9 protein-coding genes are annotated in these 13,662 nt (G+C 60.0%); 4 read left to right on the top strand and 5 right to left on the bottom strand.

Translation table 11 applies throughout. The features are described from left to right. Nucleotides 1–723 precede the first annotated feature (723 nt). Entirely contained in the window at nucleotides 724–951 is a 228-nt protein-coding gene (locus EGT36_RS27045; RefSeq protein WP_286084352.1) for a hypothetical protein, read from the top strand. Nucleotides 952–1,984: 1,033 nt separating this feature from the next. On the opposite strand, the gene EGT36_RS27040 is transcribed toward EGT36_RS27045, so the two are convergent. The 4 genes from EGT36_RS27040 to EGT36_RS27025 all read right to left on the bottom strand — a co-directional run bounded on the left by EGT36_RS27040 (nucleotide 1,985) and on the right by EGT36_RS27025 (nucleotide 7,713). Continuing rightward, nucleotides 1,985–5,068 carry a PAS domain S-box protein gene (locus tag EGT36_RS27040; RefSeq protein ID WP_125271476.1) on the bottom strand — a complete coding sequence of 1,028 codons (3,084 nt, stop codon included), beginning with the start codon at nucleotides 5,066–5,068 and terminating at the stop codon, nucleotides 1,985–1,987. 63 nt (nucleotides 5,069–5,131) lie between these two features. Further along, entirely contained in the window at nucleotides 5,132–5,968 is an 837-nt protein-coding gene (locus tag EGT36_RS27035) for a PAS domain-containing protein (RefSeq protein WP_172965730.1), read from the bottom strand. 303 nt (nucleotides 5,969–6,271) lie between these two features. After that, nucleotides 6,272–7,426 carry a site-specific integrase gene (locus EGT36_RS27030; RefSeq protein ID WP_125271474.1) on the bottom strand — a complete coding sequence of 385 codons (1,155 nt, stop codon included), beginning with the start codon at nucleotides 7,424–7,426 and terminating at the stop codon, nucleotides 6,272–6,274. Then, nucleotides 7,426–7,713 carry a DUF7673 family protein gene (locus EGT36_RS27025; RefSeq protein WP_112569269.1) on the bottom strand — a complete coding sequence of 96 codons (288 nt, stop codon included), beginning with the start codon at nucleotides 7,711–7,713 and terminating at the stop codon, nucleotides 7,426–7,428. Before EGT36_RS27025 ends, EGT36_RS27030 begins: the two co-directional genes overlap by 1 nt. Nucleotides 7,714–7,892: 179 nt before the next feature. Between EGT36_RS27025 and EGT36_RS27020 the strand changes: the two genes are divergently transcribed. After that, the gene (locus tag EGT36_RS27020) at nucleotides 7,893–9,026 is read left to right on the top strand and encodes an RHE_PE00001 family protein (protein ID WP_125271473.1); all 1,134 of its coding nucleotides are present in this window, start codon (nucleotides 7,893–7,895) and stop codon (nucleotides 9,024–9,026) included. A 19-nt stretch (nucleotides 9,027–9,045) separates the two neighbouring features. Here EGT36_RS27020 and EGT36_RS27015 read toward each other — a convergent pair whose 3' ends face one another. Beyond that, nucleotides 9,046–9,348, bottom strand: a complete 303-nt coding sequence (locus EGT36_RS27015; RefSeq protein ID WP_125271472.1) for a hypothetical protein — start codon at nucleotides 9,346–9,348, stop codon at nucleotides 9,046–9,048. Nucleotides 9,349–9,599: 251 nt separating this feature from the next. Here EGT36_RS27015 and EGT36_RS27010 point away from each other — a divergent pair, with 251 nt between their 5' ends. Both EGT36_RS27010 and EGT36_RS27005 read left to right on the top strand, forming a co-directional pair. After that, nucleotides 9,600–10,688, top strand: a complete 1,089-nt coding sequence (locus tag EGT36_RS27010; RefSeq protein ID WP_125271568.1) for an AAA family ATPase — start codon at nucleotides 9,600–9,602, stop codon at nucleotides 10,686–10,688. A gap of 43 nt (nucleotides 10,689–10,731) precedes the next feature. Then, the gene (locus EGT36_RS27005; RefSeq protein WP_125271471.1) at nucleotides 10,732–13,107 is read left to right on the top strand and encodes a S8 family peptidase; all 2,376 of its coding nucleotides are present in this window, start codon (nucleotides 10,732–10,734) and stop codon (nucleotides 13,105–13,107) included. Nucleotides 13,108–13,662 lie beyond the last annotated feature (555 nt).

Below are 13,662 nucleotides of genomic sequence, written 5' to 3'. Positions count from 1 at the left end.
GCTTGCGTTAGGTCGCCATCCGATCGACGTTGATGATCGGGCGAAAGCGTGAGGAGCGCGCCGCGGAAACGACGGAGACATTCCCGAGGGGAGCGAGCAAAAAAACGCCTACGTCTTGTAGAGGAGCGATATTTCGTTTGCGATCCATGCCGGTACTGGCGTCGACATCAATGGTTCTGAATTCCGAGGTGTGCCGGTCTTGGCGCGTTACGATGCATGGGAAAGTAGTGCGCGCGGTGGGAAAATTCTGCGCAGCGGGTTCGCACTCGGTCTGGGTGCCACCCAGAAGGGCAGCAGGTGCCAGGCGCCCTCTTGGCTTCATCCTGACAGGTGGCGAAGCTTCGTATTACGATGTCACCGTTCGCGATCTACTAGCCATGCCGGTTGCCACCCCGAGCCTGTTTCTCACTGACAAGGGTCACGACAGCGACGCTCTGCACCAAGAGTTGCTGATCCACGGGATTAGGCGGTTTTCCCTCCGAGGGCTAACCGCGAGACCCCCTCGCCTGTGGCTTCAGAGCCTAGAGGGACCGAAATCGTATCGATCGGATGTTCAATCCGCTGAAGCAACTTCGTCGTGTCGCGACCCGATACGATAAATCCCGAAATCCTTCGCTGCCTTTCTCGCGTCGGCCGCCGCAAGAAAAAGGCTTGCCACACTTGCTCCGTTTCATGAGCTTTGCACCTTAGTTAAAAAGCACGCTGCAAAAGAGGAGAAAAGTCTTGTATGACTTCAATCGTTTAGATCGCATAGCGAATGACCTGATCGCAACTGGAAAGGCAGCGGACGCAATCAAGATCTATCTTTTCATGGCAGATGGCGACCAGTCGCTGGATGCCGGATATATCGGGGAGAGCGGTTGGGAGAATGTTATGAGAAGATTGGTGACCTGCATGCCGCAAAATACTGGTATGGAAGAGCGGTGGAGGAAAATCCCGACGTTAGGCTGATTTCTGTAGCAGCGCTCAAGAGGCTACACGAAGTCGGCATCGAAGCCATTTCGGGCGACGGAGAAAAGTAATCCTTCAGCGAGCAGTTCAAGCTACTTTGTCAACAGAACCTAGTCCGAAAGATCACATCAATATTGCCTCGTCAAACAGTGCCGTCAGCGCGCACCGTCCCGTCGTCCTTTGCTGCTCGGTCGGCATCCTGCGGAAGCGTATCGCCCGGCGCCGATTGGATGGTGTGACGTTGCGTTTGTAAACAGGACAAGGAGGCTCAGCACGGGTCGACCTCGTTCGATCATCGATGGCCGTAGGCCTGGAGCGAGCGTCTCGCCCGGCCCTCCCCTCCCCCGCGGGGACAGCGTCGCAGGGTATCTGCGTCATTCACATGTTTTTCGCGTGTGGTAGCGTGGGACATGGATTTCCCGCGTAGAGCACTTTCGATCGGCAAGCTCAAGACAGTGTCGCCGCAGGCTTAACGCGCCTTTGGCACGATGAGTTTTGGAACCGGTTCCGAGGCGGAATGGGCGGAGTAGCAACGTTGAAGGGTACTCCCCTCCCCCTTGGGGCGCCTTCCACATCTTCCTCAGCGCGAGCCAAACTGCATAGCAGCTGGTGGAAAATTGGACCCGTTAACTTGCCCATTGGGACTATTTGAAATTGTTGACTGCCTGACGTCAGCTCGCGAACAGGTTCAGCTTTGCCGGCCTTAAACCTCTTGAGCTTACAAGTCTGAGGCATTCTGGTCTCATACGCATTGTCGAATACAGCGCGGTCATGAACCGGTGCGCGCCGGGTCAGAGAAAACCTTGTCAGCTGACAAGGTTACGCAGTGGTAGGCTGGCCCCCAACCGCATCATCAAAGTGCCGCGCGATGATGAACCGGTGCATACCAGGCCCGGCAAAACCTTGTCAGCTGACAAGGTTTTGCCGCGTTGGTCGGTCCGGGCCGCCCCAGAAAAGTATCATCGGGTTGCGAAGCTGTGCATGCTCCGATGAGGAAAACTTTGTCAGCTGACGAGATTTCTTAGTGGAAGTCTCAAAGCTTGCTAACGACCTCGACAACATCACGCAAAGCGACCGGCTTTTGAAGCCTCACGATAAATGCGAGTTCATCCGGGATTACGTCAGGATCGTATCCCGTCAAGAACACGAAGGGTGTGCCTTGCTTGACCAGCTTGTGGGCGATTTCAAACCGGGGGCCACCGCCGCCAAGATTGAGATCGAGTACGACGGCGGTCGGTGTCTCCTCTCCAAGCACGCGTAAGGCGTCGTCCTCGGTAGGGCAGGGGCCAAGCACTTCTGCACCTGCGCCTCGCAGGGCCGCCGCGGTGTCCGATGCGACATAATAGTCGTCCTCAACTACGAGAACGATTTTTCCGGTCAAGTCCGGTGCTCCGGTCATATCTGCGGTTCCTCCGTATAGCCTGGTCGGCGCAGGTGCGTCTGTTTCAAGAATGCTCTCGGCTTCGCGAAGCGGAAACTCAATATGGCAACGAGCACCGCTCGGCTCGATCGTCGTTTTGCCCGTCCCACGCAGTTCGTAGGGAATCTTCGCTTCGATCAGCTCCGAACCGAAGCCGCGGCGTGTCGGTGGTGGGCGCGATGGCGCGCCTTCCTCCACCCAGTCGATGGCGAGCCAGGGCTTTTCCCCCCTCTCGAAGGCTGTCCAGGTGACCGAGATCTTGCCGGTCGCGACCGACAGCGCGCCATACTTCAACGCATTGGTGGACAGTTCGTGGAAGGTGAGGGTCAGGACTTCGACGGCCTTGGGCGACAGCATGACGTCGGGTCCGGTCAACTCATACTGATTTTCGGAATGCGCCTGCGCTTCGATCTCGCTTTCGAGGATGTCGCGCAGTGATCCGCCTGCATTGGCCTGGCGGGTGAGCAGTGTCTGAACACGGGCCAGGGCCAGAAGCCGACCAGCGAGCGACGTCTTGTAGTCCTGGACATCGATCGCTCCGTCGGCGGACCTCACCACGGTGGAGCGGATCATCGCCATGATGTTGCGCACCCGGTGTTGGAGCTCGGCCAGCAGCACACCCTGATGCTCGACGGCCATTTTGGCCTCTGTGACGTCTTCAGCGATGCCGCCGATGCGCTCCACGTCGCCCTTCTCGTCATAGAGCGGGAAGTCTGTGTTCCTGACCCAACGGAATGAGCCGTCGTCCCGCCGAATACGAAATTCGTGAATGGCGGGCTCACCGTCACGAGCACGCATGATGTGATTGACCGCAGCGTCGCGATCTTCAGGTACGATCATCGCGCCACAGCGTTCAATGCCTCCGATCAACGCCTCCGGCGCGGTCCGGTAGATTGTGGCGACGGCCGGGCTGACAAACTCCATGTTCAGGGTTTCTGCATCCCTGATCCAGATGCCGGAAGCGGAAGCTTTGGCGAACTGCTGGAAGCGCTCCTCGCTCTCGCGCAGCGCCGCTTCTGCGCGTGTCCGGACGATGAAGTCGGCGGCGAGGCGGGCCAGGATGTCCAAGAAGCGATAATTGGCATCTGCAGGGACGTCTCGCCGATGCCAATGGGTCGACATCATTCCAACGACTTCGCCGTTGCGCGCCACCAGCGGTGTGGACTGAACCGAAAGGATGCCGGATCGGCGATACGCTTCCACATCAAGAGGATCCGCTTCGAAGAGATCCATGTCGGGCACGATTACACGTTCGCCTGCCGATAGCGCACGTCCACAGGAGCTGCGAACGCCGGCGTCTACCCAGTTCCAGAAGGCGGCGGAGTCAGGGTGGAAGCCCACATGCCCGACGAGCTCCAGCCTGGCGGTGACGTCATCATACACCTGAATACTGGCGCAGTCCGAACGCATGAGCGCGCGGGCCGCCTCGCAAAACTCGTCGAAATGTCCATTCACGCCCGGTTTGGAGATCAGCTTGTTGCTGATGTTCTGGAGCACCTGGGTCGCCTCGAGGTCATGGGCCAGCCGAGCTTCACTCTCGCGCAACGCAGCCTCAGCGCGCTTGCGTTCCGTAATGTCATCGAACACAACAGCGACTTGTTGATCCTGCCCTGCAACACGGGAGATGTGAACGCTGTACCATCGGTCAGTGTCTTGATTATAGTTCTCAACGCGCTCGGGGACGCCAGTGCGGGCGACACGGTCGTACGTTTCGAGCCAGAAAGCCTCGAGATTTGGTAGGATTTCGCTGCCGAGCTTGCCGACCATCTCCAATCCCAGCCCGGTCTGTCGGGTGTAGGATGGATTAGCCTCCAGCATCCTCAGGTCGATCGCCCGACCAGAACCGTCCCGGATCATCTCGTTGATCAGGAACGCTTCGTCGATACTCTCGAACAAGGTGCGGAACTTCTCTTCACTCCGACCTAGGGCGGCTTCTGCACGGGCGCGTTCGATGGCGGCCCAGGTACGCTCAGCCGTCTCCTCGACCAATGCGATCTCCGCAGGTGTCCAATGCCGTGGTCGAGACGATACCGCGGCCATTGATGCGAGCGGGGTCTTTTTTCCCCTCCGAACGGTCGAAGCAAGCATTGCTCGCATCCCCAACGCCGTGCTGTTGGCACGCTCAGCATCTGACAGGCCACGTCGCTCGAAATCGTCGTCGATCACATAGGTTTTTTCGAGCACCTGCCGGTAGGCGTCGGGAAAATCGGACAAGCGGACGGTGGCTGGAAGCGGTGGAACAGTGTCGTTGCCGATCTGATACGGAAAATCGGCGGCGTCGTCAGCGGGCCTATAATAGGTAATGTAACAGCGGTCGAGGCGCAGATTGTCAGACAGCATCGTCAGTGCGCGATACGCTACCGCATCCGCATCGGGTTCGGCCCGCAGCGCGTCGGAGAGTCTCAGCAAGAAGGTTTGCCGCTCATCGCTTTCGCGTATGGTTCTTTCGGCTTGTTTGGCCATGGTGACGTCGTGGAACAACAATGCGACCTGTCCTGCGCTTCCGGTCGCCGATGCTTCGATCTCATATTCGCGGTCGAACACAAACGCGGTGAACCTCTCGCTCTCGCCGCCGTCCGCTACCCGAGCGTGGCCATCCAGGTTGGCTTCCCCAATCTCGGGGACCATCTCGCGCATGGTGCGGCCTACAACATCGTCGATGCCGGTTTGGCGCGCGAATGCGGGGTTTACCGCCAAAAATTGAAGTCGATCCGAGCACCAGATACGCGCTCGGCGATACAGAAGCCTTCATCGATAGACTCAAACAGTGCGATAACGCTCTTCGCTCTCGCGCAATGCGGCCTCAGCTGCGCGGCGTTCCGTGACGTCGCGGAAGTAGCACGCAAGTCCGCCGCTGGCCGCGTCGGGATAGAGGCTCGCCTCCATCCAGCGACCGAGAACTGGTGAAAATCCCTCGAATTGCGCCGGCTTCCGGTCGCGCATCGCGGCAAGGTGCTGCGCGTGTGGCTCGCCGCCGATTGCCTTGGGAAATTCCGACCATAGGTTCTGGCCGATGAGGGTCTCGCGTGGTCGTCCCCACAACGCCTCTGCCTTGGCGTTCACATAGGTGAAGCGGAAGTCGCCATCTACGGCATAGAAGGCATCACCTATGCTTTCCAAGGTAGCGGTCACCTGTGCGCGCGCCGCTTCGCTGGCGGCAAGCAGGCACTCCTCCGTACGCGAAGTCGTCTCGATTGAAACGCCATAGAAGCCGCCAACAGAACCGCCCTCGCGACGGACCGGCGTCCATAAGCTGGACCAGATAGTCGCTAAAGTGGGGCGCTCGCGCGATTGCTGGGGAAAAGTCAACCGCAGCGACTGCCCTGCCATGACCGCAGCCGCCTCATATTGAAACTCCCTCCAGGTTTCCGACCAAACCTTGTGACAAGGCAAACCCAAAGCGGACAAGTGCCTGATCCCCAGAAGAGAGATAAATGCATCGTTGTATAGCAAAACCAGACCCGGTCCCCAGCCGATCATGGCCGGCTGTAGGTTCGCCAGCATGAGGTCGACAACAGTTTTGAGACTTTGTGGCCAATCGTCGATAGGGCCAAGCGGAGTTGTCGACCAGTCGAACGCACGGATGCGCGTGGCCATGTCACCTGTACCTGAAGGCCACTGAAACATCGTGCTATAGCACTCCAGTTTAAGTCAATTCACGCCCAGCCTGTGAGACGCGCAGAATACGCTTTCCAGCCGTTAGTGCAAACTGAGGGGAGTCAGGGGAGTTGCTTTGTCACCCAAGCTGATCGAGATTCAATTCTGACAGACGCTGCGGTTTCTAGACGTGGTTCCGAATGCATCGAAGATCCCCCGGGCTGCTGCAGGTTTTTTCCGCGCGTCAATACGCTGTCATGCTCCATGATGGCGTCGGGTTGAGGTCCGCTTTCGCAGCCGGGTTCAGAGGAGCCGTGCTGCGCGTCCGGTCCTCCTCGCAGCGTTATTGTAGTAGCTGGATGCCTGCTGCACGGATCGATGCCTCGACTGCTCCATCGCCTCAGGCAGCGGAATGCCACGATTGGCGGCCTCGGTCAGGTACCCTGACCGCAGCCCATGCGCCGAAAACTCCCCGGGATCCAGTCCAGCCATTTCCGCTCGATGTTTAAGGATCGCGTTGATCGACTGCGGATCGAGCGCCCGGCGCGAGACCGCTCCCCACCTTCCGATCCCCCGAAACACGCTTCCCTTGTCGATCCTAGCGGCAGTCAGCCAGGCATTCAATGCCTCGACAGGCCGGCCTGTGAGATAGACGACGTCGTCGTCCTCTCCTGTCGTCGTTTTGGTCCGCCCAAGATGAATTGCCAAAGAGGGAAGGGGAGGGATGTCTGGCATCTCGATCGGTGTTTCCTCGGTCAGTTGCTCCAGGCGGAGGCCCGCGATCTCGCTACGCCGGCGACCACCTGACGCAAAGGCGACCATCAAAATCGCCCGGTCCCTGATGTCACGCAAGCTGTCACTTGCACACGTGGCGAGCAGCATTTGCAGGATGTCCCCCGTGACCGCTTTTGCGCTTTTTCGACGACGCTTTCGTGGAACGGCGCGGACCGCGAGCCGGATCGATTGTTTGAGGGCAGGGGAGGAGAAGGCTCCGGACAAGCCGCGCCATTTTGTCATGGTCGACCAACTCGCAAGCCGGCGCCGCACCGTATCGGGGGCGTGCGGGCCGATGGATTTCAGGAAGCCTTGGCCTCTGAGGTTCTCGTCAACGTCAGCAGGCATGCCGTGGTGGGGGTCGCTGGCGCGCCTTTCGGGATCCCACAGGTGGTGAGCGACGAATTTGAGCAGTAGCGCCTCTGGCGCCGGCCAGGGCAGGGACTGCCCGGTGGCAGCAAGACCCCAGGCTTCGAGATAGGCGAGATCGGAGGTCAGCGCCCGCAGCGTGTTGTCGCCCATGCCCTGGTTGACCAGATGTTTTAGCGTTTCGACATCCTGGTCAGTGAGAAGTTCGGCAAGTTCGTCCCTGCGCTCGATTGGCAGCACCGATGCGATCGTGTCGAGCTCGACAGCGCGCCGCTCGATGTTAGACAGGGAAGCTGGCCTGCGCGGTTTCGACATTAATCGATCTCGACGTCCGGCCGCCAGCGGCGAATGATTTGAATGATCTCCGGTTTGTATGCCTCGGGGTAAACGAGATCCTCTTCGCGGGCGAGAAAAGTGAAGACTGTCACCATGTCTTCGCAGACGTCGCGATCGACATCGGCCAGGTCTGTAAGATTAAAGCCGCCATGCACGTCTGCATTCCACCAGGCAAGAATGAAGTTGGCGACGCGCCGGCTCTGACCGGTATCGCCGTGGGCGACGTTGAGCAACTTTTCCAGCGCGAAGCGGACGCGATCTTCCATGTTTTGAAGCCTTTGCAGAGCGTGATTTGGCCTAGGTTAAGTGAATTTGGGGCCGTTGTCGATCTACCATCGATAAGAGATACTTATCGGCGGCCAGGCATGACCTGGAGCATTCTATGGGGTGGCGAATGCTAATGCATAGATAGATTTCGCTTAACGAATCATTTACCGTAAATTCAATGTCTTACGATCTGTCCAAATTGCCCATCCAGAGCCTGCTGCGGCCGATCTCCGAGGCCGCCGTCGCGCTTGCCCGCCTCGACGAGCGCATTGCCCGCTCCCCCGTCGGAGAGGGTTTTCTCGAGCGCTCGCATTTCCTCGAGGCGCATGCCTCGCTCTGGGTCGACGGTGAACTCGTTCATCTTGAGGATCTCGTCCTGCATGACGCACTTCGAGACATCCGCGCGCCCACCCACGAACTCACCATTGCCCGCGACATCCTGAAAACCCGACGCCGCATCGCCGCCCATCCACCTGGTTGGGCTCTCTCTGCCCAAGGCCTCGCTTCGCTGCGCGGGCGGGCGTGGCCCGCTGCATCATCGGGAGGAGACGGGAAGGGGGTGCCGGATGGCAATGTTGAGGTGGGGTGCACTGGGGCTGGGGTAGGAGAGGCGGAGGACGCCGAGGTTGATGGTCTGGGTGATGCGCTTGCCACGATCGATGCGGTGCTTGCCCGATCCGGGGCCGCGATCGAAGAGGCGAAGAAGCCGGGGCGCGCCCAAAACGCTCCGGACAAGGATCCATTCGTCTACGATCTCGACTGGGATGAGGACGAGCGGCTGGGGGAGTGGCAGGCCGTGTTGGCGCGCGCCCAGGATCTGCCGGCGGTGCTTCAGGCCATCGTGGCACTCGATGCCTGGAATGAGATCGCCGTGCTCCAGCATGCGCCCTGGCTCGGTCGGCTACTGGCCGCCTCGGTCCTGCGCGGGGGCGGCGTTACCACCGGCACCCATCTCGCGGCGATCAATCTTGGGCTTAAAGCGATCCCTATCGATCGGCGCCGGCACCGTGATCGCGGGACACGATTGCTGGCGATAGCAAGGGCGCTGACAATCTCCGCCGAGACGGGGCTGAAAGAACATGACCGGTTGGTGCTGGCGCGGCAGATGATGATGCGCAAACTCGAAGGACGGCGAACATCATCCAGGCTGCCGGAGCTCGTCGAGCTTGTCATGGCGCGGCCGTTGATCTCCGCTGGCATGGTGGCGAAGACGCTTGAGGTCACACCGCAAGGTGCGCGGCGCATCGTTCAGGAACTGGGGTTGCGGGAGATGACGGGCAGGGGGAGGTTTCGGGCGTGGGGCGTTATCTAGAAAGCAGCCCGAAGTCGAGTTATCGTAACAGGCGCGTCAGCTCCTTGACGACTTTCTTTCGAGGCAGATCTTCGTGGGAGGTTCCCGTGCTCGACTCCTTCGAGAAGGTGATATCCTTTTCGCCGATCAGCACCGAGCGATTTTCGTCGAATGTCAGCGTTGCTCCAACTGGTGCGTTGATGATTTGCTGCGCCTGATCGCGGGAAAAGTTGTCGGACCAAGTCCAACCAAACCCGGTATCCATTGAGAAATAGAGTTGCTGTGACAACACACCGACCTTCTGATCTTCGGAATAGCCTGAATCTGTTATCGTCGCATTCATCGACGGTAGCCGTTTAGTTGAGGCGTTATAAGATTTAGTTATCTCAACGGCGGCATTCGGGGCGATCAGGGTTGTGGCAGGTGAACGGCGCCAGCGCGATTTGATGCGGGCTGGTGGCGACGCTATAAATTCATGTATAGACCTGCTCTGCGACCCGCCACCGGCAGGCGTGAGAAGACTTTTTCAACTATTTGAGTTACGATTCGCGTTGCCGCGAGTTTAAGTTCAGAACCTTCAGAAACGTGACCGACATGGCCCGAAGCGACCTTCTCATTTCCCTTGTGCGCGCCGGTGCGTCCGGCGATCGGGCGATGCTGAAATCTGCTACGGAAGCGCTCGTTGCCGAAGAGCGGGCGCAGAATCACCACATCGTTGCCGATCGACTCGAGCGGGCCCTCTCAACGGTCGCGGTCACTCCGCCGGCGCTGACCGCCGCCTCGAGGCCTGCCGGCTCCGGCAAGGATACGATACTTGAGCTCGAACCGCGGCTTCAGCTCCAGCAGCTGATGCTTCCGCTTCCTGTCGAACAGGGCGGCCGTCAGCTCATCGAAGAACACACGCGCGCCGATGTCTTGCGCGCTCATGGCTATGAGCCGCGCCATCGGGTTCTGCTCTCCGGACCACCAGGGAACGGCAAGACCTCCTTTGCCGAGGCGATTGCGGAGGCGCTCGGGCTGCCATTTTTTGTCGTTCGGTACGATGCCCTGATCGGAAGCTATCTCGGCGAGACGAATACGCGCCTTCGCAAGCTCTTCGACTATGTCCGCACGCGGCCGAGCGTTCTATTTTTCGACGAATTCGATTCGATCGGCAAGGAACGCGGCGATACCCACGAGACCGGCGAAATCAAGCGCGTGGTTTCGTTCCTGCTGATGCAGCTCGACCAGCTGCCCAGCTACGTGGTCGTGATCGCCGCAACCAACCACGCCGAGCTGCTGGACCGTGCGGTCTGGCGCCGCTTCCAGATGCGGTTGGCTTTCCCGGCCCCGGACCGGCAGAGGATCGGGGTCTTCCTCGACCGCATTATCTCGCAATGGCCCGATGCGCCCAAGGCTGCGGCGAAATCGATCGCCGCGAAATTGGGTACCGTAAGTTTTGCAGAGGCTTTGGATTTCTGCCAAAACGTGCGAAGACGGCAGATATTGGGCTTGGGGGAGCTTTCCATCGACGATGCACTTCGTTCAGAACTGGACCTCTGGGCAACAAGAGTTAGCCCCGAGGTTTTGAATGGCGAGCGATCCGACCAAACCGATACTGAGACTGCATCCGAGCGCCCCGCAGCCAAGAGCCCCCGGCCGTCAAGCGGTCGTACGCGGCCCTCAACCAAACTCGACCGCTGACCAGAACCAGCGCTTTGGCCCGCAATTTAAGCGCCTGACAGACGTGCTGCAGCGCGACCCGGCGGGTCTCGCGCTTCGCGCTGATCCAGCAGCGCTGGCGCCTGAGCGACTCCTCGTATTCGAAGTGAAGGGAAGCATTGCGGCCTTTGCCCGGGCAATCAACAACGTCCCGGGTCTCGAACTTATCGACGAGGAAGAGCTGCCGGACGATGAGGACAAGGCACCTGTCGCCTATCTGCTCGTGCCGGACCTGCGGGCGCTGCGGCAAATCGAGTCGCTATGGCGCACGTGGGTGGCGGGCCGAGTGTTGCCACAAGGATTCACTCCCTGGCGGGACGTTTTCGCCTGTCTTCGTGACCTTCGTGTTTGGGGGCCCGCCGACCGTGTCCAACCGTTGGATGTGGATGTCCTCGTTGAGGAGATCGAAGGTCGAGCAGATGACGAGCTCGTTCCTCTCGAAATCGAACTCGTGTTCCGTGCTTCTGCCGAGGCAGGTGCGATCAGTGAAGCGACGGTAACGGCAGCGATCAGGCAAAGCGGCGGTCGCGTTCTCAGTCGCTCTAGGCTCGACGACATTTCCTACCACGCTATCCTGGCCGAACTGCCTGTCGCAGCCGTTCGAATAGTGGTCGAGCGTGGTCCTGGCGGCTTGGCCGGCGTCGACCCGATCATGCACATTCGCCCGCAAAGCGTGGTGACGGAGATTGACGCTAACGATCTTCTGCCGGCTGCTCCCGCCCCCGCCCCGGGGCCTGTCACCGCGGACCCGATCCTTGCACTTCTTGACGGTGTTCCCGTCGCGGGGCACCCGCTGCTGCAGTCCCATCTGAGCGTCGAAGATCATTTCGGGCTTGAGCCCGGCACGCTCGTCGCTCAGCGCGTCCATGGGTCGGCCATGGCTTCCCTCATTGTTCATGGGGATCGCAACAGACCAGAACCACCTCTGCCACGCCAGGTGCATTGCATTCCCGTGCTCAGCAAGAATGATCGCTTTCCCTCGGACAGGCTAATCATCGATCTGATCTATCAAGCGGTCATGCGTATGCGTGCTGGCGCTCAACCGTCGGCACCGCACGTCATCATCGTCAATATTTCGCTCGGCAATGTCAGGCGACCATTTTACGGGCAGCTATCGCCCTGGGCACGACTTCTCGACAGGCTAGCGTTTCGGTTCGGCATCCTGTTCCTCGTCAGTGCCGGCAATATCACGGCGCAATTTCCTGTGGCCGCCTTTGCAAACAGGGTCGCGTTCGAGGATGCCAACGCCGATCAGCGCGCACGTGGTGTTCTCAACGCCGTCGCAACTATCGTTGCCGACCGCCGGTTATTGTCTCCGTCAGAGACCATCAATGGGCTGACGATCGGCGCCCGTAACCTCGATTGGGTGCCGGTACCTGAGCGGGCCCTGGCGCGCGCGAACGTAAATCCGTTCTCCGACCTGGACACGGCAAACCCGTCCAGCGCTTTGGGGCCGGGTTTCGCCGGCTCGGTAAAGCCAGATATCCTGATGCCGGGTGCGCGAGAACATCTTCGCGTCGTAGCGAGCGCGGAGAGCATCATGGTCGCGCCGGCGGGTCCAAGTCGAGGAGCGGGGCTGAAAGTCGCCGCGCCGCCGCGGCCGGGCCTTGAACATGCCGAAGGGTTTACCAACGGCACAAGTGCGGCAACCGCGCTCGCTTCCCGCACGGCGCATCGCATTCACGACGCCCTGGAGGCGGCTTACGGTCAGGAGTTCCTTCAGCTGACGAATGTGCAGCGGGCTGTTCTGATCAAGGCCCTGCTTGTGCACCCCGCGCGTTGGCCGAATGCGGCGGCCGATCTCGTCAAGCAGCTCCTTGGGCCATTTGGGCAGGGTCAGGCTTCGCGACAAAAGGACAACATCCGCCGCTTCCTCGGCTATGGCGTATTTGACAGCGACGATGCGGTTGCCTGCGCTGCGGACCGCGCCACTTTCTGGTGCGTTGGTTCGCTCGGCCGTGAACGCAGCGTCGATGTGCTGGTGCCGATTCCGGCTGCGATCGGCGGGCAGGCACGTGCTCATTCGCTGTCCGCCACATTGGCCTGGTTCACACCGGTCAATCCCGGCCGGAAATCCTATCGCGCTGTCAGGATGAAGATCCTCGATCCAGCCGAAATCGCAGGCCTTGGCGTTTCCGCGGACGCCTGGCAACCGGACGGCAATCAGACCAATCGAGGCACCGTCTTCACTCGGGTGTGGAGTGGGGTGCAGGCCGCGGTCGTCGCCGACGGCATGAACTTACGCCTGAAAATCCAACGAGAGCCTGATCCGGCTTCCCCCATTGACGATCTGGTGCCTTTTGGGCTGGCTGTCACGCTAGCAATGCCCGGCGAACTCAGGCTTTATGATCAGGTGAGAAACCGGGTTCAGCCGCGTCCGGCGCAGCTGGCCGCTCCATAGTCGAGGAAAGTGAACATGGTCGAGATACCGTCAAACTTCATCGGCGATTTCAAGGTCGGGAAACTCGTTTACAACGCCGGTGTGCTGCGCTCGCTCTGTGAGCACATGGCGACGGCTGCCTGAATAAGTTTGTGGTTGTGCAGGTCGGAGCTATCCTCGAGGTGGCCCTCAGGCAAAGCATCTAGTGCGCACAGAATTTCAAACGGGAAGGCGTGCCCAGCATCGCCGAAGCGGACCTCTGATTGCCGTGGCCACGATTGCGCGGGTATTGATTTCCTGTTCCTTTCGCCAGTAGGCGCGTCGCGCGGCCACGGGCATCATGGGGTGTCGCCGAACGTCAGCAGCCACCTTCCAAGAGGTTGCCCAATATGGGCCAGGTCCCGTGGGTTACAGTTGACGAGCTCCTGTTCGGGCAGGAACATCAGCCAGAAACGCATCCGATCTTGCTGCTTCCGCAGCGGGATCTCGCCCTCGTCTTCCCGCCAGACGGCAATCGGAGGCCGCGCCAAACCGCTGTGAATCGACCGATCGTTCTTCCGGCGGGCCGACGGGAGT

The sequence above is a fragment of the Agrobacterium sp. FDAARGOS_525 genome, assembly GCF_003938925.1.
Classification (GTDB): Bacteria; Pseudomonadota; Alphaproteobacteria; order Rhizobiales; family Rhizobiaceae; genus Agrobacterium; species Agrobacterium pusense.
The sequence above is the reverse complement of the archived record's forward strand: the minus strand, read 5'-3'. Positions and strand labels throughout refer to the sequence as shown.

Excerpts from the sequence above, each read along its gene's own strand:
- EGT36_RS27025 (WP_112569269.1), bottom strand. The coding sequence starts at position 7,713 with ATGGAAGATCGCGTCCGCTTCGCGCTGGAAAAGTTGCTCAACGTCGCC.
- EGT36_RS27015 (WP_125271472.1), bottom strand. The coding sequence starts at position 9,348 with ATGAATGCGACGATAACAGATTCAGGCTATTCCGAAGATCAGAAGGTC.
- EGT36_RS27030 (WP_125271474.1), bottom strand. The coding sequence starts at position 7,426 with ATGTCGAAACCGCGCAGGCCAGCTTCCCTGTCTAACATCGAGCGGCGC.
- EGT36_RS27020 (WP_125271473.1), top strand. The coding sequence starts at position 7,893 with ATGTCTTACGATCTGTCCAAATTGCCCATCCAGAGCCTGCTGCGGCCG.
- EGT36_RS27035 (WP_172965730.1), bottom strand. The coding sequence starts at position 5,968 with ATGGCCACGCGCATCCGTGCGTTCGACTGGTCGACAACTCCGCTTGGC.
- EGT36_RS27010 (WP_125271568.1), top strand. The coding sequence starts at position 9,600 with ATGGCCCGAAGCGACCTTCTCATTTCCCTTGTGCGCGCCGGTGCGTCC.